Origin of the sequence: Streptomyces sp. HUAS MG91, from assembly GCF_040529335.1 — a bacterium.
GTDB lineage: Bacteria > Actinomycetota > Actinomycetes > Streptomycetales > Streptomycetaceae > Streptomyces > Streptomyces tabacisoli.
The window spans coordinates 7057153-7080014 of the sequence record NZ_CP159534.1; the positions used below are offsets into that span (position 1 = coordinate 7057153).

17 protein-coding genes are annotated in these 22862 nt (G+C 71.8%); 3 read left to right on the forward strand and 14 right to left on the reverse strand.

What is annotated here, in order from left to right; translation table 11 throughout:
* Positions 1–8 precede the first annotated feature (8 nt).
* Positions 9–3878 carry a S8 family serine peptidase gene (locus tag ABII15_RS32025; protein WP_353945761.1) on the reverse strand — a complete coding sequence of 1290 codons (3870 nt, stop codon included), beginning with the start codon at positions 3876–3878 and terminating at the stop codon, positions 9–11.
* A gap of 223 nt (positions 3879–4101) precedes the next feature.
* The gene (locus tag ABII15_RS32030; RefSeq protein WP_353945762.1) at positions 4102–5088 is read right to left on the reverse strand and encodes a helix-turn-helix domain-containing protein; all 987 of its coding nucleotides are present in this window, start codon (positions 5086–5088) and stop codon (positions 4102–4104) included.
* 197 nt (positions 5089–5285) lie between these two features.
* On the opposite strand from ABII15_RS32030, the gene dnaK reads away from it, so the two are divergent.
* Complete coding sequence (dnaK, locus tag ABII15_RS32035; RefSeq protein WP_353945763.1) at positions 5286–7151, forward strand: molecular chaperone DnaK; 1866 nt, start codon at positions 5286–5288, stop codon at positions 7149–7151.
* A 58-nt stretch (positions 7152–7209) separates the two neighbouring features.
* Here the strand turns inward: dnaK and ABII15_RS32040 are convergent, their stop codons facing one another.
* The 7 genes from ABII15_RS32040 to ABII15_RS32070 all read right to left on the reverse strand — a co-directional run bounded on the left by ABII15_RS32040 (position 7210) and on the right by ABII15_RS32070 (position 17151).
* Positions 7210–8070 (reverse strand): helix-turn-helix transcriptional regulator, encoded by an 861-nt coding sequence (locus ABII15_RS32040; protein ID WP_353945764.1) that lies wholly within the window; start codon positions 8068–8070, stop codon positions 7210–7212.
* Positions 8071–8097: 27 nt separating this feature from the next.
* Positions 8098–8820, reverse strand: coding sequence for a respiratory nitrate reductase subunit gamma (narI, locus tag ABII15_RS32045; protein WP_353945765.1), 723 nt, complete (start codon positions 8818–8820; stop codon positions 8098–8100).
* Positions 8817–9407 (reverse strand): nitrate reductase molybdenum cofactor assembly chaperone, encoded by a 591-nt coding sequence (narJ, locus tag ABII15_RS32050; RefSeq protein ID WP_353945766.1) that lies wholly within the window; start codon positions 9405–9407, stop codon positions 8817–8819. Before narJ ends, narI begins: the two co-directional genes overlap by 4 nt.
* The gene (narH, locus tag ABII15_RS32055) at positions 9407–11017 is read right to left on the reverse strand and encodes a nitrate reductase subunit beta (protein WP_353945767.1); all 1611 of its coding nucleotides are present in this window, start codon (positions 11015–11017) and stop codon (positions 9407–9409) included. Before narH ends, narJ begins: the two co-directional genes overlap by 1 nt.
* A 4-nt stretch (positions 11018–11021) precedes the next feature.
* Positions 11022–14708, reverse strand: a complete 3687-nt coding sequence (locus ABII15_RS32060) for a nitrate reductase subunit alpha (RefSeq protein ID WP_353945768.1) — start codon at positions 14706–14708, stop codon at positions 11022–11024.
* 94 nt (positions 14709–14802) lie between these two features.
* Positions 14803–16215, reverse strand: a complete 1413-nt coding sequence (locus ABII15_RS32065; RefSeq protein WP_353945769.1) for a PLP-dependent aminotransferase family protein — start codon at positions 16213–16215, stop codon at positions 14803–14805.
* Positions 16216–16329: 114 nt separating this feature from the next.
* The gene (locus ABII15_RS32070) at positions 16330–17151 is read right to left on the reverse strand and encodes a helix-turn-helix transcriptional regulator (protein ID WP_353945770.1); all 822 of its coding nucleotides are present in this window, start codon (positions 17149–17151) and stop codon (positions 16330–16332) included.
* A gap of 38 nt (positions 17152–17189) precedes the next feature.
* Here ABII15_RS32070 and ABII15_RS32075 point away from each other — a divergent pair, with 38 nt between their 5' ends.
* Positions 17190–17495: a 4a-hydroxytetrahydrobiopterin dehydratase gene (locus tag ABII15_RS32075; RefSeq protein WP_353945771.1), complete on the forward strand. Its 306-nt coding sequence runs from the start codon at positions 17190–17192 to the stop codon at positions 17493–17495.
* A gap of 61 nt (positions 17496–17556) precedes the next feature.
* On the opposite strand, the gene ABII15_RS32080 is transcribed toward ABII15_RS32075, so the two are convergent.
* From ABII15_RS32080 to ABII15_RS32100, 5 genes are all read right to left on the reverse strand, one after another.
* Complete coding sequence (locus ABII15_RS32080) at positions 17557–18261, reverse strand: TetR/AcrR family transcriptional regulator C-terminal domain-containing protein (RefSeq protein ID WP_353945772.1); 705 nt, start codon at positions 18259–18261, stop codon at positions 17557–17559.
* A 39-nt stretch (positions 18262–18300) separates the two neighbouring features.
* Positions 18301–19518, reverse strand: a complete 1218-nt coding sequence (locus tag ABII15_RS32085) for a serine hydrolase (protein ID WP_353945773.1) — start codon at positions 19516–19518, stop codon at positions 18301–18303.
* Positions 19519–19616: 98 nt separating this feature from the next.
* Positions 19617–20600 (reverse strand): aldo/keto reductase, encoded by a 984-nt coding sequence (locus tag ABII15_RS32090; RefSeq protein WP_353945774.1) that lies wholly within the window; start codon positions 20598–20600, stop codon positions 19617–19619.
* A gap of 83 nt (positions 20601–20683) precedes the next feature.
* Positions 20684–21190, reverse strand: coding sequence for a hypothetical protein (locus ABII15_RS32095; RefSeq protein WP_353945775.1), 507 nt, complete (start codon positions 21188–21190; stop codon positions 20684–20686).
* Positions 21187–21675, reverse strand: a complete 489-nt coding sequence (locus ABII15_RS32100; RefSeq protein ID WP_353945776.1) for a hypothetical protein — start codon at positions 21673–21675, stop codon at positions 21187–21189. The genes ABII15_RS32095 and ABII15_RS32100 overlap by 4 nt, the downstream gene beginning before the upstream one ends.
* A gap of 39 nt (positions 21676–21714) precedes the next feature.
* On the opposite strand from ABII15_RS32100, the gene ABII15_RS32105 reads away from it, so the two are divergent.
* A complete protein-coding gene (locus ABII15_RS32105) occupies positions 21715–22776 on the forward strand; it encodes a YafY family protein (RefSeq protein WP_353945777.1) in 1062 nt (353 codons plus the stop codon).
* Positions 22777–22862 lie beyond the last annotated feature (86 nt).

The following is a 22862-nucleotide window of genomic DNA, read 5'->3' on the forward strand; positions in this document are numbered from 1 at the left end:
GCCGGCCGTCAGCGCAGCGCGTACGCCTTGCCGATCTCCTGGATCGTGCGGGTGCCGTGGGCGTCCCAGATCTCCGACTTCACCGCGACGTAGCCGTCGGTGGCGGCGAGCGCCGGGTGACGGTACGACACCGTGAACGAGTCCCGGTCGCTCCGCTTCACCTTCGCCGCGGTCCACGTCGTGCCGCCGTCGTAGCTGACGGAGACCTTCGCGCCGGAGACGGCAGTCGAGCCCGGCCACCCCTCGGCGCGCACCGCGTCCAGGGTGAAGCCGGAGGCGTGCCCCGCCCTGGCCCGGTTCAGCAGGTCGACCGGCATGTCGTACGACGGGGTGAGCGTGGGCAGCGCCGCGCAGTCGACCGTCACCGCCGCCCCGCATTCGGCCTGGCCCGCCGTGGGACGGGCCGAGGTGAAGCGGTAGTCGGTGCGGCTGGATGTGCCGTGCTCGATGCGGACCGGCCAGGAGTCGTCCCACGACGTCTCCAGCACGAATCGGTAGTCCGCGGGCCGGTCCAGGCCCCAGTCGCCGTTCCCCACCTCGATGGGCTCACCGTCCCGGTAGGCGTAGAGCCCCCATCCGTTGGAGACACCCGTGAGCCAGTGGTCGGGGTCGGAGTCGCCGCCGAAACTCGGGATCGGTGCCAGCTCGTCACCGGCCCGGCAGAAGGTGCACAGGCTGAACATCCCGTGCCGGCCCGGGGCCATCGCCGGAGCGAACCAGTTCTCCGACGTGGTCTTCCCCGGACGGTAGGACCGGGCCGGGCCCACCATCGCCACCGACATCAGCTCCCCGGGCGTGAACGTCTGCCCGTAGGTCACCGAGCTGTCCCGCGCGTACAGGTACTCGTCGCGCTCCACACCGCGCCGCACCCGCTCGGCGAACCGGGTCGAGGTGGGGAACCAGCGGTTCCACGAGTCGAGCATGTGGTGGCCGAGCACCTGTTTTCCGTCGGCGTGGATGGTGTTGCGCGCCTTCGCGAAGTCCCGCTTGCGGGCCACGACGGAGAGGTCGGAGGGGATGCCCTTGTCGAAGATCCACTGACCGGAGTAGGTGTACGCCGACTCCTTCGCGGCGCGCAGGTCGAGTGTGGTGGCGGTGCCCTTGGCGACCCGCTTGGCCAGGGCGACGGCAGCACGGTAGTCCGCGGCGAAGTACGGCACGGTGACGCCGTAGGCGGTCAGACTGTGCGCGCCCTCGTCGGCGGGGAGTACGACGACCAGCGCCGCCCCGGCGTCCTGGAGCGCGACGAGCCCACTCTGGAGGGAGTTCGGGTCGGTGTCGTGGTAGAGCGCCGCCTTGCCCTTGACGTCCACCCGGGCCAGGTCCGCCGCGGAGGCGGTGCCCGCGTCGACCACGGCCGCGGAGACAGCGCCCGCGTACCGCTGGTCGGAGGTGTCGGCCGGGTACTGCACGCCGAGCGGGAAGCCGTCCTTTCCGCCGACCGCCGCCGTGTACAGCGGGGCGCGGTCGCGGCGGAAGAACGACACCGCGCTCGTGCCGACGGCCGGCCGCTTCGACGGGATGGCGCCGTACCGCTGGTTGGACGAGGTCATGTCGCCCGAGACGCCGACGGTGGCGCCCTTGTTCCGCGCGTCGGCGCGGGTCGTCTCGTAGGAGAACGACGACGGCTCCAGCGGACGCTTCTCGTCGGTCGTCCGCACGGCGAAGTCCTTCGCCAGCTCGGCGTCGGCCGTGACCGTGGTCGCCCGGCCCGCCACCTCGACGTCGGAGAGGTTGAACAGGTCGCCGGCCTCCTGGGTGGGCCACAGGTTCGAGCCGTTCCAGCCGGTGACGACACCGCCGAGGACCCCGTACGAGCCGGCGGGCACCTGGAACTCCTCCCGGTTGCTGCCCTCGCTGTTGCGGAGCTCGAAGAAGTCGTTGTCGAGGCCCATCACGATGGTCGTCGCGGCGAAGGGGATGTCGCCGTGCCGGTCCTTGAGCGCCACGCCGAGTGCGAAGCGCTCCACGTCGCGGGTGAAGCCGACCGCGGTGTGGGCGACCGTCGTGGTGCCGACGGTGGCGAGCACCCTGCCGGTGTAGGTGTCGGGGGTGGCCCCGGCCGGGTTCAGGGCGACGGTGACGTCGGCCGAACCGTGCGCGGGCACCGTGACCTCGGTGGCCGACAGACGCAGCGCGCCCTCGGCGAGGGGCTTGCCGCCGGACGCGCCGGTGACCTCCGGGCGCAGCGCGACCTTCGTGGCTTTGTCGGAGCGGTTGCTCAGGGTCAGGGTGCGGGGCTGCACGTCGTCGCCCGACGCGGAGTACAGGACCGTGCCGAAGTCGACCGTGCCGGTGATGTCCACGGCGGAGTCGAGACTGGCGTCGACCGCGGTCCGCCCGCTGCCCTGCTCGTAGGGCGTCAGGCCGGCCGCCTGCTCGGTGTGGGAGACCAGGGCCGCCTTGAGCTGCTCACCGGTCCAGTCGGGGTAGCGCTCCTTGAGCAGCGCCGCCGCGCCGGCCACGTGCGGGGTGGCCATCGACGTGCCGTTGGCGGACGTGTAGAAGTCGTCGACGACCGTGCCCATGGAGGTGCCCGCGGCGCGCGCGGCGACGATGCCGACGCCCGGCGCGGTCAGATCGGGCTTGATGCCGTTGTCACCGAGCCGGGGGCCCCGGCTGGAGAACTCCGCGATCCGGTCCGACTTGTCGACCGCGCCGACGGTGAGCGCCGACTCGGCGATGCCGGGGCTGCCCAGGGTCGACCTGCCGGGTCCCTCGTTGCCCGCGGCGATCACGAACAGCGTGTCGCTGTCGGCGCTGAGCCGGTCCACGGCCTGCTGGGAGAGGTCGCCGCCGGCCGTGGCGGGGGAGCCGAGGCTCATGCTGACGATGTCCGCGCCCTGCTCGACGGCCCACTCCATGCCGGCGATGACCTGGGACGTCGGCCCTGACCCGCCGTCATCGAGGACCTTGCCGATCATCAGTCGCGCGCCCGGGGCGACGCCCTTGAGCCGGCCGCCGGACGCCGCGCCGGTGCCCGCCACGGTCGAGGCCACGTGGGTGCCGTGGCCGTGACCGTCCTTGACCGAGTCGACGCCCGGTACGAAGCTCTTGGTCGCGCCGATCCGGCCCTTGAGGTCGGGATGGGTGGTGTCCGCGCCGGTGTCCAGGACGGCGACCTCGGTGCCCTTGCCGTCGAGTCCCGCCGCCCAGGCGGCAGGCGCGCCTATCTGCGGCACGCTCTTGTCGAGCGAGACCTTCGCGACGCCGTCGTACCAGAGCTTGGCGACCGGACCCGTGGCCGCCGAGGACTTCGCGGCGGACCCCTTCCCGGCCGTGCCCAACTGCGGGCCGACACTGCGCCAGAAGTCGCCAGCGCCCTTCTTGTCGACCTTCACCGCCGCCATGTCGAGCCGGTCGAGGACGGCGCCGGGCCTGCCGGACGGCAGGTGGTCGGCCCGTCGGGTGAGGGTGGACCGGGACGCCTTGTCCGCGTACTCGACGACGACCGGGACGCGGGCCGCCTTGCCGTCGGCCTGGCCGTCGGCGAGCAGCCGGGTCACGTTGAACAGCGTCCGGTCGAGCGACTTCGCGGCGAGAGGGGCCACGGCGTCGGACGGGAAGACGAACAGATCGCCGTCGGGGGTGGTGACGGTCTGGAAGGTCTTCGACGCGCCGGGCGCGGCCGCCACGTCGACCGAGCGCTTTCCGTCGGCGCGCGTGGTCACGGTCACCGTGTCGCCGGTGACCAGGGTGACGGAGGACGAGGACTGCTTCTTCAGCGCCGCGGGGACGGCCGCGGCGGGGGAGTCCGGGCCGGTGGCGGACGGGGTGGCGCCCGCCGCGGGCAGCCCCGACAGCATCGTGACGACGGCGCTCGCCGCGGCGGCGACGACCAGACGTCTTCGGGATCTTCCGCGTGAGGATTCTGGCATGAACCTCTCCTGGCTGGTGAGCTGGACGGATCGGAACACCGGAGCATGGGTGAGCCGCACGGGACGGACGGAGATGGTCCGTCCCGTGTTGATCACCGGGGGGTACGGGTCGAAAGCTATCCGTGATGCGGGTGGTGGAAAAAGAGCGGGATGCGGCGCACTTGCGCCAACGGCACCAAAGAGACAGCCGGTTCGGGACGGCTCTCGCCTCCTCCGGCGGAGGTCAGCCGCCGTTCGGGACCGGGGCCGCCGCGGGCCCCAGCCAGCCGCGGCGCGCCGCGTACCAGCCGAGCTGCATCCGCGTGACCGCCCCCGCCCGGTCCATCAGGCCCCGCGCCCGGCGCAGCACCGTCCGCCGCCCGATCCCCAGATGCCGGGCGACCGCCTCGTCGGTCAGCCCGCTGAGCAGCAGGGTCAGCAGCCGGGTGTCCTCCGCGTCCAGCGGGTCGGGGGCCGTGTCGCTCACCGCGGCGAGCGGCACACTGTCGTCGAAGATCCGCTCGAACAGTTCGAGGAGCCCGGTGAGCAGCGGACTCGGCCGGATGATGCCGGTGGCGCTCGGCCAGGTGCCCGCCTCGCTCAGCGCGGGCAGGATCGCCACCTCCCGGTCGACGATCATCATCTTCATCGGCAGACGCGCCGTCACCCGGGCCTGCTCACCGGCCCGGAGACACCGATCGATGCGCTCCATGGCGCCGGGGAAGTCGACGGCCTCCCGGTCGTAGAGCACGCGGTAGACGACACCGGCGGCCATCTTCTCCATCTGGAGCGTGTTGTCCACCGAGAAGTAGGGCGGCGTGTCGAAGATCAGGACCTCGGTGCGGGACCGCCGCACGATCTGCTCGACGCGGAGGGCGAGCGCGTCCTTCGGCACGTGCTCGATCGCCACCGGTCCGGCCGTTCTGCGGTTCTCGACGTGGTACTCCCGCGCGAGCCTGACCATCGCGGCCCGTGCCTGGAGAAGCTCCTGCATCCGGTGGGCGAGCAGCAACTCGCCCGCGCTGTCCGGGGGTTGCGCGACGGCCGGGCCGTCGGGTCCGCCCTCCCGGACCGACAGGCCCCGGGAGACGAGGCCGGCGAGGGCGGCCTCGACCCGCTTGGCCGACAGGCCGGTGCGGCGGGCCAACTCCCCTGGTCCGCCCGGCCCTTCGCGGACCATCTCCATGTACGTGACCGTCTCGTCGCCGCTCAGGCCCAGCGCCTCCAGCACCCGAACTCCCCTCCCCCTCCGTCCCCGTGACCCCGGTCCCCGTAGGGGAGATGATGATCAGTCGCGGGCCGGGTGACAAGAGCGGCTCGTTCGCCGGGGACCGGTCGGCCGCCCAGCCCCTTGACATAGGCCCGCTCAAGTTTTGTGCTGAGTAGCAGGACAATGTGAGCGGGCCACTCAGGGGCAGGAGGCGCGTCATGGGGCGTGCGGTCGGTATCGATCTCGGCACGACGAACTCGGTGGTGGCCGTGCTGGAGGGCGGTGAGGCCACCGTCGTCGTCAACGCGGAGGGTGCCCGGACCACCCCCTCCGTGGTCGCCTTCGCCAGGACGCCGCACGCCGAGGTGCTGGTGGGCGAGGTCGCCAAGCGGCAGGCCGTCACCAACGTCGAACGCACCGCACGCTCCGTCAAGCGCCACATGGGAGACGCGAGCTGGCACTTCCCGGAGAGCGGTGCCATCGACGGACACCGGTACAACGCCCAGGAACTCTCCGCGCGCGTCCTGCAGAAGCTCAAGCGGGACGCCGAGGCCTATCTCGGCGAGGACGTCACCGACGCCGTCATCACCGTGCCCGCCTACTTCGACGACGCCCAGCGGCAGGCCACCAAGGAAGCCGGTGAGATCGCCGGGCTGAAGGTGCTGCGCATCATCAACGAGCCGACCGCCGCCGCCCTCGCCTACGGCCTCGACAAGGGCGACGAACAGACGGTCCTCGTCTTCGACCTCGGCGGCGGCACCTTCGACGTCTCGCTCCTGGAGATCGGCGAGGGCGTCATCGAGGTCAAGGCCACCAACGGCGACACCCAACTGGGCGGCGACGACTGGGACCAGCGCGTCGTCGACCATCTCGTCCGGCAGTTCAAGAGCGCGTACGGCATCGACCTCGGCAGCGACAAGATGGCCGTGCAACGGCTGCGCGAAGGGGCCGAGAAGGCGAAGATCGAGCTGTCCTCGGCCAGCGAGACGACGGTGAACCTGCCCTACATCACGGCGTCCGCGGACGGCCCGCTGCACCTCGACGAGAAGCTGACCCGCGCCCGGTTCCAGGAGCTCACCGCCGACCTGCTCGACCGGTGCAGGAAGCCGTTCCACCAGGCGGTGCGGGACGCGGGCGTCGAGCTGTCCGCCGTCGACCACGTGATCCTCGTCGGCGGCTCCACCCGGATGCCCGCCGTCACCGAACTGGTGCGGGAGCTGACCGGCAAGGACCCGCACAAGGGCGTCAACCCCGACGAGGTCGTCGCCGTCGGCGCCACGCTCCAGGCCGGTGTCATCCGCGGCGACGTGAAGGACGTACTGCTCCTCGACGTGACACCGCTGTCCCTGGGCATCGAGACCAAGGGCGGCGTCATGACCCGGCTGATCGAGCGCAACACGACCATTCCCACCCGGCGTTCGGAGACCTTCACCACCGCCGCCGACAACCAGCCCTCCGTCGGCATCCAGGTCTTCCAGGGCGAGCGCGACATCGCCGCCTACAACAAGAAGCTGGGCGTCTTCGATCTGACCGGGCTGCCGCCCGCGCCGCGCGGCGTGCCGCAGATCGAGGTCACCTTCGACATCGACGCCGACGGGATCATGCACGTATCGGCCAAGGACCTCGCGACCGGGCGCGAGCAGAAGATGACCGTGACCGGGGGATCGGCCCTGCCCAAGGACGAGATCGACCGGATGATGCGGGAGGCCGAGGCGCACGCCGACGAGGACCGCAAGCGGCGCGAGGCGGCCGAGGCCCGCAACGAGGCCGAACTGCTCGTCTACCAGACGGAGCGGTTCCTGCGCGACAACGCCGACCGGGTCCCGGCGGACGTACGGGGCGAGGTCGATGCCGCCGTCGACGAGCTGAAAGCCACCCTGGCCGCCGAGCCGCCGGACACCCGGGCCCTCCGCGACGGCGTGCGGAAACTGGCCACCGTCAGCCAGAAGGTCGGACAGGCCATGTACGCGGGGGCCTCCGGCGGTTCCCCGGAGGAGGGGGACGCGTCCAGGGCGCCGGCCGACGACGTGGTCGATGCCGAGATCGTCGACGACGAGAAGGGCGACGAAGGGGGCGTCGCCTGAGGTCCCGCCGTCGGGTGCGGACCGTCCGCGGCTGCTCGCGCGGTTCCCGGCGGAGCCCCTACAGCTCGGCGCGCATCTTGCGCAGGATCTCCAGCGTCCGTTCCGCGCTCGCCGCCTGGGCCGCCAGGTGGTCCAGGACCTCCAGGTGCATGCCGACCTCGTCGCGGGCGTCCAGGTACAGGGCGCCGGTCACGTACTCGCTGTAGACCATGTCGGGCAGCTCGCGGACCGGGAAGCGGAACAGGGTGAACGGGCCGAACGTCGCCGGGTGCGGCCCCGTCGCGAACTCGGCGACCTGGAGCGTCACATGGGGCAGCCGCGCCGTCTCGATCAGGTGGTCCAGCTGGCCGCGCAGCAGCGCCGTGTCGCCGGGCGGGCGGCGCAGCGCCGTCTCGTCCATCACGACCCACAGGTGCGGGGCGTCCTCGCGGGTCAGCAGCGACTGGCGGGCCAGGCGCAGCGACACGTGCCGGTCGATGTCGGCCGGAGTGGAGCGGCCCACCGTGCCGGCGTCGAAGACCGCCCGCGCGTACTCCTCGGTCTGCAACAGGCCCGGCACGAAGTGCGGCTCGTAGGAGCGGATCATCTCGGCCGCGCCCTCAAGACTGACGTACAGGCTGAACCAGTCCGGCAGGACGTCGTGGAAGCGCTGCCACCAGCCGGGCAGATTCGCCTCCTCGGCGAGCGCCACGAACGCCTCGATCTCCTGCTCGGGAACCCCGTACAGCTCGAGGAGCATCTGCACGTACGGGATCTTCAGCGCGACCTCGGCGGTCTCCATCCGGCGGATCGTCGCCGCGGTGACCCGCAGCGCACCCGCCGCCTCGTCCCGCTTGAGACCCACCGCCTCCCGCAGGTCGCGCAGGCGCCTGCCGAGGACGACCTGGCCCACGGTGGGGGCGGGCCGACGTTCACTCACCTCTCCACGCCCCCAAGGAATCAGGAATCAGGAGCCGGTGCGCTCCCACCCCCGTCGCTCCGGCCTGGCGGTCAGGCGCCGCGGGTCGCGGCTGCGGTAGACCACGTACGGACGGAACAGGTACTGCACCGGCGCGCTGAACATATGCACGAGCCGGGTGAACGGTACCAGCGCGATCAGTGACATGCCCACTACCGCGTGAATCTGGTAGAGCACCGGAACCCCGTGCATCAGATCGATGTCGGGGTTGAGCGTGAACAGGCTGCGGGCCCACGGGCCGATCGACTCGCGGTAGTTGTAGCCGTTGCCCGAGGCATGGGTCAGCTTGGCGACCATGCCGAGCACGATGGCGGCGAGCAGCACGAGGTACATGAGCTTGTCGTTGCGCGTGGTGGCACGGAACACCGGCGCCTTGAAGCGGCGCCGGAACAGCAGCATGAAGATCCCGCACACCGTCAGGACGCCCGCGAACGTGCCGCCGATCAGCGAGAACATGTGGTACGTGTGCTCGCTGACGCCCACCTTCTCCGTCCACGACATCGGGATGAACAGCCCGACGAGATGGCCCGCGAGGACGAAGAGGATGCCGTAGTGGAAGACGGGCGAGGCGATGTTGAGCAGCTTCGACTCGTAGACCTGGGACGAGCGCGTCGTCCAGCCGAACTTGTCGTAGCGGTAGCGCCAGATCGTGCCCGCGACCAGCAGGACGACGGCGACATAGGGCAGGACGCCCCAGATCAGGGTGGTCACGGGGCGTGCTCCTTCACCAGCAGCGGCAGGGTCGCGAAGGGTTCGAGGCCGACCTCCTCGCGCGGCGGGCCCGAGCGGGCCAGCGCGAGCGCCGCCGCCCGGTCCTTGGGGGAGGCGCCCGGCAGCGCCCCGCACACCGCGGAGAGCACGGTCGCGTACGGGGTGCCGTGCTCGGTGAGGGCCAGGCGCAGCAGCTCGACGCCGCTGCGGTGCTCCTCCAGGAGGAACGGGCCGGCCTGGGCGGAGAATTCGAGCACGGCGGGCAGGTAGTCCGGCAGCTCCTCGCCGGTGAACTCCAGGCCGTGCTCGCGGTAGATCTCCTTCATCTCCACCAGCGACATGCCGCGCCTGCGGGTGTCGCCGTCGCGCCACCACGTCAGATACAGGCTGTGCCGGTTCTTGAAGTCGAAGACCTGGACGTAATGGGCGGCCAGGTCCTGCGGCGCGGTGGCCTCGGCGTGGTCGACGAACGGCGCGAGCTCCGGAGCGGCGGCGCGCACCAGCGGCAGGCGCTCGTACAGCTCCTCGTCCGGGTAGGTGAGACAGAGCGCGGCCGCCTGGAACAACAGAGAGGTCCGGTCGGTCATCAGGTGTCCTCCGGGTCGTCGCTGGTCTGGCGGTTCTTGGTGAGGTGGAAGCTCTCCACGGACACGACGGGCAGCAGCTTGCGGCCGCCGGTGGTGGACCCGGAGTCGCCGCCGAAGGGGCCCTCGCCGCCCATGCCGGGGCCGTCCTCGTAGTCGAGCGAGCAGGAGTCCGGCAGGGCGGACTCCTCCAGGCGCTGCGCGTCGCCGATGGCCGCGGTCGGGATGACGTAGCGGTCCTCGTACTTGGCGATGGCGAGGAGCCGGTACATCTCCTCGATCTCCACGGCCGTCATGCCGACCTGCTCGGAGATCGCGGGGTCGGGCCGGTCGCCGAGGTTGATGGCCCGCATGTGGGAACGCATCGCCGCCAGCTTCTCCAGGGAGGAGCGCACGGGCCCCACATCGCCCGCGGTGAAGATCTCCGCCAGGTATTCGAGGGGGATGCGCAGGGTGTCGATGGCGCCGAACAGGTTCGCCACGTCCTCGCCGTCGTGACCGGTCTCGGTGAGCGCGTCGACGACGGGGGAGAGCGGCGGGATGTACCAGACCATCGGCATCGTCCGGTACTCCGGGTGCAGCGGCAGCGCCACCTTGTACTTGCTGATGAGCGCGTGCACCGGCGAGCGGCGGGCCGCCTCGATCCAGTCGAAGGGGATGTCCGCCTGCTCGGCCGCGCGCCGCACCTCCGGGTCCTCCGGGTCCAGGAAGACGCCCAACTGCGCCTCGTACAGAGCGTGTTCGTCCTTGGTCTGGGCCGCCTCGGTCACCTTGTCGGCGTCGTAGAGGATGACACCGAGATAGCGCAGCCGGCCCACGCACGTCTCCGAGCAGACCGTCGGCAGCCCGACCTCCAGGCGCGGGTAGCACATCGTGCACTTCTCGGCCTTGCCGGTGCGGTGGTTGAAGTAGACCTTCTTGTACGGGCAGCCCGTCACGCACATCCGCCAGCCGCGGCAGTGGTCCTGGTCGACCAGGACGATGCCGTCCTCCTCGCGCTTGTACATCGCGCCGGACGGGCAGGACGCCACGCACGCCGGGTTCAGGCAGTGCTCGCAGATCCGCGGCAGATAGAACATGAAGGTCTGCTCGAACGCGAACTTCACCTTGTCCGCGGCCTGTTGGCGGGTCTTCTCCACCATCGGGTCGAGATCTCCGTACTGCGTCGAGCCGCCCAGGTTGTCGTCCCAGTTCGACGACCACTCGATCTTCATCGGCTTGCCGGTGATCTGCGAGCGGGGCTGCGCCACCGGATAGTCGTCGCCGAGCGGGGCGTCGGTGAGGTTCTTGTAGTCGTACGTCCAGGGCTCGTAGTAGTCCTTGATCTCCGGCAGCTTGGGGTTGGAGAAGATGCCGAGCAGCTTCTTGAAGCGGCCGCCGCCCTTCAGTTGCAGGGCGCCCTTCTTGTTCAGCTCCCAGCCGCCGCGCCACTTGTCCTGGTCCTCGTAGCGGCGCGGGTAGCCCTGCCCGGGGCGGGTCTCGACGTTGTTGAACCAGACGTACTCCATGCCGTTGCGGTTGGTCCACGCCTGCTTGCAGGTGACCGAGCAGGTGTGGCAGCCGATGCACTTGTCGAGGTTCATGACCATCGCGATCTGAGCCATGATGCGCATGGGTTCAGTACTCCACCTTCTGCGAGCGGCGCCGGATGACGGTGACTTCGTCCCGCTGGTTGCCCGTCGGGCCGAGGTAGTTGAACGCCCAGCTCAACTGGGCGTATCCGCCGATGAGATGGGACGGCTTGAGGATCAGCCGGGTGAGCGAGTTGTGGATGCCGCCGCGCCTGCCGTTCGTCTCCGCCTTCGGCACGTTGACCGTGCGCTCCTGCGCGTGGTGCATGTAGACCGTGCCGGCCGGCATCCGGTGCGAGACGATCGCGCGGGCCACGACCACGCCGTTGCGGTTGACCGCCTCGATCCAGTCGTTGTCCTGCACGCCGATCGACTCCGCGTCCTGCGGCGACATCCAGATCGACTGGCCGCCGCGCGACAGGGCGAGCATGAACAGGTTGTCCTGGTACTCGGAGTGGATGGACCACTTGTTGTGCGGCGTGAGGTAACGGACCGTCACCTCCTTCTCGCCGTCCGGGCCGAGCTCCGGCTCGCCGAAGAGCCGGTTCATGTCGAGCGGCGGCCGGTACACGGGCAGGGCCTCGCCCAGCTCGTGCATCCAGTCGTGGTCGATGAAGAAGTGCTGGCGGCCGGTGAGCGTGTGCCAGGGCTTCAGATGCTCGGTGTTCAGGGTGAACGCGGTGTAGCGGCGCCCGCCGGACTCGCTGCCCGACCACTCCGGCGACGTGATCACCGGCACCGGCGCGGCCTGCGTGTCCGCGTACGTGACGCGCTTGCCCTCGTGCTCGGCGGACAGATGCGCCATGCCCTGCCCGGTACGGGCTTCGAGGGTGTGGAAGCCCTGGGTGGCCAGGCGCCCGTTGGTGGTCCCGGACAGCGCGAGGATCGTGTTCGCCGCCTTGACCGCCGTGTCGAGCAGCGGGCGGCCGTCGGCGACCCCGCCGCGCGCCACGCCGTTGCGCTCGCGCAGCTCCTCGACCTCCTGGTCGGGCTTGAGGGTGATGCCCTTGGCGGGCAGCCCGAGCTTCTCGACGAGCGGGCCCAGCGAGGTGAACTTCGCGCCGATCGCCGTGTAGTCCCGCTCGACGACGACCAGGTTCGGCAGCGTCTTGCCGGGCACCGGCTCGCACTCGCCCTTGCGCCAGTCCAGGACGACCCCTCCGGGCTGCGCGATCTCGCCCGGGGTGTCGTGCTGGAGCGGGGCCGCCACGAGGTCCTTGCGGGTGTCCAGATGGCCGGCGGCGAGCGTGCTCAGCTTCTCCGCGAGCGCCTTGAACGTGTCGAAGTCGGTGCGGGCCTGCCACGGCGGGTCCACGGCCGGGGTGAAGGAGTGCACGTAGGGGTGCATGTCCGTCGACGACAGGTCGTGCTTCTCGTACCAGGTCGCGGCGGGCAGCACCACGTCGGACAGGAGCGTCGACGACGTCTGCCGGAAGTCGAGGGAGAGCAGCAGGTCGAGCTTGCCCTCCGGTGCCTCGTCCCGCCAGGTCACCGTCGTGGGCCGCTCGTCGGGCGAGGCCTCCTCGGCCCGCAGGGAGGAGTGGGTGCCGAGGAGGTGCTTGGTGAAGTACTCGGCGCCCTTCGCGGACGAGCCGAGCAGATTGGCCCGCCACAGGGTCAGCACGCGCGGCCAGTTCTCGGGCGCGTCCGGATCCTCGCAGGCGAACTTCAGGCTGCCCGCCTTGAGTTCGGCGACGGTGTCCTCGACGCTCTGCTCACCGAGGTCGAGCGAGTTGCGGTCGAACGTCGGATACGACGGCATCCAGCCCGAACGGGCCGACAGGGCCAGACAGTCGGCGCCCGTCATGCCCTCGAAGGCGCCCTTGCCGAGCGGCGAGGCGAGCACGTCGGCGCCGAACTTGTCGTAGCGCCACTGGTCGGTGTTGAGGAACCAATAGGCGGCGCCGATCATCTGCCGGGGCGGCCTCGACCAGTCGTTGGCGGAGGCCAGCGAGGCCCAGCCCGTCACCGGGCGGCACTTCTCCTGACCCACGTAGTGCGCCCAGCCGCCGCCGTTCCTGCCCTGGCAGCCGGTGAGCTGGAGCAGCGACAGGAAACCCCGGTAGATGGTCTCCGAGTGGAACCAGTGGTTGGTGCCGGCGCCCATGAGGATCATGCAGCGCCCGCGCGACTTCTCCGCCGTCTGCGCGAACTCCCGGGCGATCTTCACGCACTTCGCGGCGGGCACCGAGGTGTGCGCCTCCTGCCAGCCGGGCGTGCCGGGGGAGGTCCCGTCCTCGTACGACGACGGCCACTGGCCCGGCAGCCCGTCGCGGCCCACACCGTACTGGGCGAGCAGCAGGTCGAAGACGGTGGTGACCAGCGGCCCGTCGGGACCGCCGAGCCGGGTCGCGGGCACGCCGCGCCGCACGGTGTCGCCGCGGCCCTGCCCGTGCGTGCCGCCGTCGGTGTCGAAACGCGGCAGCAGCACCTCGACGCCGCTCGCGACCTCGCTGCCGTGCAGGCTCAACCGCGGCCGGATGTTGCCCAGTTCGAGGTTCCACTTGCCCGCGCCGGACTCGGTCCAGCGGAAGCCCAGCGAGCCGTTCGGGACGACGGGCAGCCCGGTCGCCTCGTCGAGCACCGCCGTCTTCCACTCGGCGCCCTCGCCGCCCTGGCCGAGATCGGCGGCGCGCAGGAACTTCGACGGGACGAACGCGCCGTCGCGCTCGTCCAGCGTCACCAGGAACGGCAGATCGGTGAACTTCTTGACGTAGTCCGTGAAGAACGGCGTCTCACGGTCGACGAAGAACTCCTTGAGGATGACGTGCCCCATGGCGAGGGCCAGCGCCCCGTCGGTCCCCGGGTGCGGGTGCAGCCACTCGTCGGCGAACTTGGTGTTGTCCGCGTAGTCCGGCGCGACGACCACGACCTTCTGGCCGCGGTAGCGGGCCTCGGCCATCCAGTGCGCGTCCGGGGTGCGGGTGACCGGGACGTTCGAGCCCCACATCATCAGGTAGGCCGCGTCCCACCAGTCGCCCGACTCCGGTACGTCCGTCTGGTCGCCGAACACCTGCGGCGAGGCGACGGGCAGATCCGCGTACCAGTCGTAGAACGACAGCATCGGCGCGCCGATCAGCGACATGAACCGGGCGCCCGCCGCGTGCGACACCATCGACATCGCGGGGATGGGGGAGAAGCCGGCGACGCGGTCGGGCCCGTACGTCTTGATGGTGTGGACGTGCGCGGCCGCGACGATCTCGACGGCCTCGTCCCACGTGGCCCGCACCAACCCGCCCTTGCCGCGCGCCAGTTGGTACCTGCGCCGCCGCTCCGGATCGCCCTGGATGTCCGCCCAGGCGAGCACCGGGTCCTTCAGCCGCGCCTTCGCCTCCCGGTACAGCTCCAGGAGCACGCCCCTGATGTACGGATAACGCACCCGCGTCGGCGAGTACGTGTACCAGGAGAACGCCGCCCCGCGCGGACAGCCGCGCGGCTCGTACTCGGGGCGGTCGGGGCCCACGCTCGGGTAGTCCGTCTGCTGGGTCTCCCAGGTGATGATGCCGTCCTTGACGTACACCTTCCACCGGCACGAGCCGGTGCAGTTCACGCCGTGCGTGGAGTTCACGACCTTGTCGTGGCTCCACCGGTCCCGGTAGAAGACGTCCCCGTCCCTGCCGCCCTTGATCCGCACACTGTGCAGGTCGGCCGCGGCCTTGCCACGCCGGAAGAACCGGCCGGCCTTCAGCAGCGCCACGTCCGGCTCGGCCGGGGCGCCCGTCGTGTCAGTCACCGTCTGCTCCCTCGGTATCCGTCCTTCGCACGCTAGGGGCGGGACAGCCGGAGCACATGTCGTAAGGGCCGTACGGGTGCCGGGGCGGCCGGGGTCAGGACCGGGCGGCGCACTCCCGCAGCACGGACAGGGCGGCGGCCAGCGTCGCCCGGTCGTGGGCGAACGGCAGCCGCAGCCGGTCCCGGAAGCCGTCCACCGCCGAGAACGCCGAGCCCGGCACCACCGCGACACCCCGGCGCCGGGCCAGCTGGGCGAGGGCCTCCGTGTCCGCGCCCGGGACCCGCACCCACAGGGCGGGGCCGCCCGCCGGCGGGGCCCACTCCCAGTCGGGGACCAGGCCGCGCAGCAGCTCCCCGGCCGTGGCCAGCGCGGCACGCAGCTCCGCCCGGCGCTCGGCGCGGGCCTCGGGCAGCCGGTCGAGCAGGCGCACCGCGAGGAGCTGGTCCAGGACCGGGCAGGACAGGTCGACGGACTTCTTGATGCCGCCGAGGCGGGCGATCGCGGGTGCCGGGGCCCGCACCCAGCCGATGCGCAGACCGCCCCAGAAGAGCTTCGAGAACGTGCCGATCGTGTAGTCGGACGAGGACAGCGGGACCGGCGGCGGCCCGCTGCCGGAGGCCAGGGTCAGCTCGGCGCAGGAGCTGTCCTCGACCGTGACCAGGCCTGCCTCCGAGAGCGCCGTCGTCCAGCCGTGGCGGGCCGCGCTGTCCAGGGTGCGGCCCGTCGGGTTGTGCACCGAGGGCTGGAGGTAGACGAGCCGGGGCCGCACGCTGGTGCGCAGCAGGGCGCGCAGGCCCGCCACGTCCGCGCCGTCCCGGCCCGCGCCCGGACGGTCGCCGCCCATCGGCACGATCCGCGCGCCGCGCGCACGCAGCGCCTCCAGCGCGCCCCGGTAGGTGGGGTTCTCCACGACGACGGTGTCGCCGGGTTCGACCAGCGCCTGCGCGATCAGCCACACCGCCTGCTGCGACCCCGACGTGACGAGGATCTGGCCGGCCGTCGTGGGCAGCCCGGCGGCCCGGTAGGAGGCGGCGATGCCCTCGCGCAGCACCGGCAGGCCCTGCGGGTGATAACCGTCCGTGGCGAGCGGCTCCGCCAGATCGTCCGGGCCCAGCGCTCCGACGGCCTCCGCCACCATCGGGAGCCCCGGCAGCGCGCCGCTCGACAGGTCCAGCGGCGCGGAACGGTAGTCGAAGCTGGCCAGCCGTCCCTCGCCCGCGCCGCCGCCCGACGGACCGGTGCCGCGCAGCCGGGAGCCGCTGCCGCGCCGGCTCTCCAGCCGGCCCGCGCCCTCCAGGAGCGCGTACGCCGCCGTGACCGTGGAGCGGCTGACCCCGAGCACCGCGGCCAGCTCGCGCTGCGAGGGCAGCACGGTGCCGGTCGGCACGTCGCCGCGCGCGGTCAGCTCGGCGAGCGCGTCGGCCAGCCGGCGCGGCAGCGGGCCCGCGCCGTCGGCGGACCAGCCGGTGAGGAGCCGGGAGAGGCGCGAGGCGGTGATACGGCTCATGCCGCCATCTTCACCCAGGCGCGAGCGCGGCGCGGCGCGGGCCGATCCGGCCCCACCGACCGCCGTCGGGGTGCGGGCCGGGCCCGCAGACAAAGCTGTTTCAGGGGGTTGGGCTCAACCGGCGTTCCTCTGGAGGTACTTGACCGTCGCCGGGTCGGCCGGGAGCAGTGTCTCGACGGCCAGCTCGGCGACGGTCACGTCCATCGGCGTGTTGAACGTCGAGATGGACGACACGAACGACAGCACGTGCCCGTCGTGCTCGATGACCATCGGCAGCGCGAAGTACGGCACGTCGTCGCCCGGTTCGGGATCGTCGTCGCGCTCCGGCACCGGATAGGCGGCCACCTCGTCGTGGAGCGCGCGCAGCGCCGGGGACCGGGCCAGCGCGATCTGCCGCTCCATCTGTGCCAGCAGATGCCCGCGCCACGCGCGCAGGTTCCGGATCCGCGGCGCCAGTCCCTCCGGGTGCAGCGTGAGCCGCATCGCGTTCATCGGCCCGGCCGCCAGCAGATGCGCGGGCAGCGACTCCAGAAGGAGTGCGACACCGCGGTTCGCCGCGATCACGTCGTACGTGCCGTCGACGATCAGCGCCGGATACGGTTCGTAGCCGCGCAGCAGCTGGTCCAGGCCCGCGCGCAGCGCGCCCAGCGCCGGATCGTCCAGGGAGGTCTCGGCGAAGCGCGGCGCGTAACCGGCCGCCAGGAGCAGCGCGTTGCGCTCCCGCACCGGTACGTCCAGGTGCTCGGCGAGCCGGAGCAGGAACTCCTCGCTGGGCCGCGAGCGGCCCGTCTCCACGAAGCTGATGTGCCGCGCGGAGGAGTCGGCGCGCAGCGCCAGGTCGAGCTGGCTGATCCGCCGCTCCTCCCGCCAGCCGCGCAGCAGTCGTCCCACTTCGGAGGTGGTTCCGCGCCTCGCGGACATCGCACGCGTCGTCATGAGGAGACCGTAGCCGGAAGTGGTGGCAGGCTTGGGGCATGCCTACAGAGCCGCTTTCCCAGAAGGAGATCGAGGACCGTCTCGCCGAGCTGCCCGGCTGGTCGCTCGACGGCGCCCGGATCACCCGCACCTACCGCCTGGGCAGCCACTTCGCGGCGACCGCCCTGGTCGTGCACATCGCCCAGACCCAGGAGGAGCTGAACCACCACGCCGACCTCACCCTCGGCTACAACACGGTCACCCTCGCCGTGCACACCCACGACGCGGGCGGCGCCGTCACCGAGAAGGACTTCGAACTCGCGCGCAGGGTCGAGGAGTTGGCGCCCGGACACGGCGTCTCCTGAGCCCTGAGCCCTGAGCCCTGAGCCCTGAGCCCTGAGCCCTGAGCCCTGAGCCCGAGCCGGGTCAGAGGCGCGCCGCCCGCAGCTCCACCGCGTCCAGGATCAGCGCGAGCGTCGTCTCGAACTGGTCGTCCTCGTCGGCGGCGGCCAGGTGCGGGGCCACCGCGGCCAGATCCGGATAGCGGTCCGGGGAGACGGCCAGGTACTCGCGCCGCCACGCCAGCCGGTCGCCCTCCCGCGAGGCGCTGCCCAGCGCGACGACCGAGGCCTCGTACGCGGCCAGGGCCAGGGAGGTGTCGACCAGGGAGCGGTAGTAGCGGGCCGCGTCCCGGTCCCCGAACCCGGCCGCGCGCAGGGCGCCGACGACCACGTCCGCGCCGTGGAACTCGGCGTCGCGCCGCGCGACCCGGGTGGCGACGAGCACGGCCACCCGCGGATGCGCCAGACAGGCCGCCCGCATCCGGCGGGCCAGCGACTCCAGCGTCCGCCGCCAGCCGCCGGACGGCGCGAAACCGTCCATCGCCTCCGCGATCAGCCGCTCGGCGAGGCCGAGCAGGATCTCGTCCTTGCCGGCGAAGTGCCGCAGCACCGCGGTGTGATTGGCGCCCAGGTCCGCGCCGAGCCGGCGCAGCGTCAGGGCGTCGGGCCCCTCACGGTCGACCAGTGCGAGCGCGGCGTCCAGGATCACGCCCTGATTGAGCGAGGTGGACGGCGGGCGGCCGCGCCGGGCCGCGGCCTGCGGTGCGGCTTTCGCCCGGGACGCGCTCATGCCCGTCATCCTATCGACCGGCGCCCGCCGCCCCGGCGGTCACGCGCCCGCCTCCAGCCGGGCCACCAGCGCGGTGAGCGCGGCCACCGTCTCCGCGTCCCTGTCCTCGTCCTCCGCCGTGTTCCAGGCGCTGGTCTTCACCACGACGACATCGGCGTCCGGGTCGACCCACAGGTACTGCCCGTGGATGCCGATCCCGGTGAACGACCGGCGCTCACCCTCCAGCGTCCACCACTGGTTCGCGTAGCCGTAGTGCCGCGGGAGGTCCGCGCCCAGGGCCCCGGGCGCCAGGTGCGCGAGGCCCGCGCCGCGGCTGCGCCCGACCCAGGCGGCGGGCACGATCCGCCGCCCGTCCAGTTCGCCGCCGCGGGCCATGACCAGGCCCACCCGGGCCATGTCCCGCACCGCCGCGTTGAGCGAGCCGCCGCCGAGCGCGGTGCGCGGCCGGCTCCGGGTGAGGAAGTAGTAGGCGTCCCGCTCCGTGCCGATCCGGCTCCACAGACGGCTGTGCGCGTACTGGGCGAGCGTCGTGCCGGCCGCCGCTTCGAGGACCCAGCCGAGGACCTGGGAGTCCACGGTCGAGTAGTTGAAGGTGCCGCCGGGCTCGGCCGCGCGGGGCAGCGACCGCACCAGGCCGAGCAGCGAGCCGCCGCCGGACACCGCCCGCTCGAACCGGGCGAACGACGACTCGGGGTCGGCGTAGTCCTCCGTGAACTCCACGCCGCTGCTCATGTGCAGCAGGTCCTCGACCGTCGGCCCGTCGTAGGCGCTGCCCGCCAGCTCCGGAAGGTACGAGACGACCTTGTCGTCCAGCGCCCCGACCGTCCCCTCCTCCAGCGCGATCCCGATGAGCAGCGACGTCACCGACTTCGTCAGCGAGAACAGCTGGAACCTGGCGCGCGGCGACGCGAACCGGCCCGGGTACTCCTCGTGGACCAGCGCACCGCGGTGCAGCACGGCGAACCCGGTCGTGTGGGTGCGCGCGTGCAGCTCCGCCAGGGTGCGCCGCACGCCCTGGTGCTCGTACGTGAATCCGCGCAGGCCCGGCTCGAACGGCAGCGGCCGCGGTGCCGACGCCCGCCGCACGGGCTCGGTGGGCAGCACCGCGGACATGTGCGTGAACGCCCACTCGTTGACCGGCCGGGAGAACGCGACGGCCGCCTGGTTCCGCCACAGCCAGCTCGCTCCCGCGCCCAGGCCCGCGACCGCCGCACCGATCGCGAGAGCGCCGCCCGCCCGCCTCGTGCCCGTTCCCATACGTCCTCCGTCATGCCGCCCCGGTATTTTCGAACCGATGGTGACACCGAAGGTCTCAAGGGGGCAAGGGCCGGGCGGGAGCGCCTGGTGAGCGGGGCTCAGGCCGCGTCCAGACGCGCCCGCTCCTCCTGGGTCAGCTCCAGGTCCACCGCGCCCAGGCTCTCCTCCAGCTGCGCGACCGACGACGCGCCGACCAGCGGCACCGCCGGCACGTCGGCGCCCAGCATCCAGGCGAGGACGACCTGGTTGACGGTCGCGCCCGACGACTTGGCGACCTCGCGCAGCGCCGCGCGCCGGGACTCGCGGCTGCCGTGGTCGTGCCCCGCGCCGAGCGGCTTGTCGTCCCGTACGTACGCGCCGGCCAGCAGCGGCGAATAGGCGACGAGCGTGAGGTCCCGCTCCGCCCGCACCATGCTGAGCAGATTGCCGTCGGCGGTGGCGGACACCCCGTCCGGCGACAGCTCGGTGGGCAGGTCGGTCCGGTGCCGCAGATAGCTGTGCTGGTACTGCAGCACCTCGTACCCGGCCAGGCCCTCGGCGCGCGCGATCGCCCGCGCCCGCTCCACCTGCCAGGCCCAGTGGTTGGAGATCCCGAGCAGCCCGACGGCCCCCTCGCACACGAGGGCGCCGAACTCTCTTACCGTCTCTGCGAGTTCCACCTTCGGGTCCGGGATGTGCGCGTACAGCAGGTCGAGGCGCTCGACGCCGAGCCGGGCCTTGCTGCCCTCCACGGCCGAGCGGATCGCCGCCGCCGACAGCCCCTCCGGGTTGTCGATGTAGCCGGTGCCCGGCGCCAGCGGCGCCGCGCCCAGCTTCGTGGCGATGACGATCTCGTCGCCGATGCCACGGCTGCGCCGCCAGTTGCCGAGCAGCGTCTCGCTCTCGCCGCCGACCGTGCCGTCGACCCAGAACGCGTAGTTGTCGGACGTGTCGATGAACGTGCCGCCCGCCTCCACGTACCGGTCGAGGATCGCGAACGACGTCTTCTCGTCGGTGACCGTGCCCAGCAGCATGGCACCGAGGCTGAGCACACTGACCTCGCGCCGCCGCGCAGGGTCGGAGCCGATCGTGCGGTACTTCATGGGAGACCCCCTGTCGGACGGTCCGGCCGCCGGATGCGCGCCGGACCACGGGAGGGAGTCAACGTCTTGAAGCGCACACGAAGTCAAGCCGGTTCACGGGAGGACGCCTCCATGGCGGAGGCGCGGGTGAAGTCCATCGACCAGTTCGGCAGCCACGTCTCGCCGGAGTCGACGGAGAACGCCTGCTCCCAGCGGGCTGTCGTCGCGCTGATCCCCGACCACACGAACCGCACCCGCACATCCTTCCCGTCGTGGGTGTCGTCCCCGAGGAACTCGCCCACGCGGTTCCCGGTCCCGTCGGGCGTGAACCGGCCGGTCACCGGCGGGAAGAGGCGGCCCGTGCGGTCGGTCGACCAGTTCAGGGACCACAGCCGGGTCTCCGGGTCGAACAGGCGCAGGGTCAGACCGGTCCAGCCCCGCGCGGGTACCGCCATCTCGTCGATGTTCGCCGCCCCGCCGAACAGGGGCCGACAGCTGCTCGTCGCCCCGAACTCCTCCCAGCCGCTGTCCGGATCGAGGAAATCGAGGCGCCGACGGTGGCCGACCTCCCACTCGCCGAAGAAGAAGTCGAAGTCGCGGGCGGTGCTCATGAGCGTCCTCCGGTCGTGCCCTCGGGCAGGCTGTCGCGTATGTAGGCGTCGAGATCGGGCCGCTCGGGGGCCAGCATGTGCCGCACCCAGGCGTCACGTTCGTGCAGCAGGGGCGGCAGTTCCCACACGCAGCCGATCCACGGCCGGTCCGACGGTTCCGTCAGGACGAAGTGGGCCGGGTCGCGGTCGGGGCAGCCCAGCACCGGCTGCCCCGCGGCCGCTCCCCGGAAATGCAGGACGTTGTCCCACACCCAGCTGTACGCGTTCAGGTAGGCGCCGTCGTCGCCGCCCCGGTGCAGCACCACGAACGTGGCGGCCGGGGTGCCGTCCGGCTCCGGAAACAGCGACGGCAGGATCGCGTAGGCCGCGCTCTCGACGGCGGGCGCGATGCCGTGTGGGTCGGCGGTCACGTGGTAGCGCTTGACGCGTCGGCCCGCCACCTCGATGGGCGGCGGCACGGTCAGCGGTTTCTCTTCGAAGGCCATGGCGGGACGCTAAGACCACTTCACTGACATCCTGTGTCAGTGAAGTCCCGCCGACTCGTCTCGATCCTGCTCCTGCTGCAGACCAGAGGGCGGCTGACGGCTGCTCAACTCGCCGCCGAACCGGAGGTATCCGTCCGCACGGTCTACCGGGACGTCGACGCTCTGCACACGGCCGGGATCCCGCTGTACGGGGATGCCGGGCACGCGGGTGGCTACCGCCTGGTCGACGGTTACCGCACCCGGCTGACCGGTCTGACCACCGAAGAGGCCGAGGCCCTCTTCCTCGCCGGGGCCCCGGGACCCGCCGCCGACCTGGGCGTCGGACCCGTACTCGCCGCCGCCCAGCTGAAGGTGCGGGCTGCGCTCCCCGCCGCTCTGCGTGTGCACGCCGACCGGATCAGCGGACGCTTTCATCTGGACGCGCCCGGCTGGTACGCGGAGGGGGAGGCGACGGAGCATCTGCCGGCCGTGGCGTCCGCCGTGTGGGAACGCCGGGCGCTGCGGATCGTCTACCGCCGCTGGCGTGAACCCACCGACGTGAAGCGGACGTTGCAGCCGTACGGTCTCGTCCTGAAAGCGGGCCGCTGGTACGTGGTGGCGTCCGCGGGAAGCGGTCCACCGCGTACCTACCGTGTCGACCAGATCCTTGAACTGCACACCACCGAAGATGAGTTCACCGCACCGCCGGACTTCGACCTGGCGGCGTACTGGCGGGCGTACCAGGAGGACTTCCACCGCCGACTGCGCTCCGGGGAAGCCGTCGTACGCCTGGCCCCCGGCGCGGTTGACCGCCTCACCGGCGCCACTGGAGAGGCCGCCCGCGCCACGGGCCGCACCGAGGACGACGGCTGGGTCCGCGCCGTGCTGCCCATGGAGTCGATCGAGCACGCGCACGACGAGTTCCTCCGGCTCGGCACGGCGATCGAGGTTCTCCGGCCGACCGAGCTGCGACGGCGCATCGCGGCGACGGCGAAGGGCCTAGCTGAGTTGTACTCGGCGGCAACTGCCAGCCCGGGAAAGCTGACTGACGGGCCACCCGCGAACTCCTCGACGGCACCCACATCGACAAGTACGGCACCTCTTCCGACGCCCGGCCGGTGATCACGACGACCTGAGGCGGTGAGCTGCTGACAAACCGCTTCGGTTAGGTGATGGGAAGGTCATTTGTGCTGGCGAGGGGTTGGGGA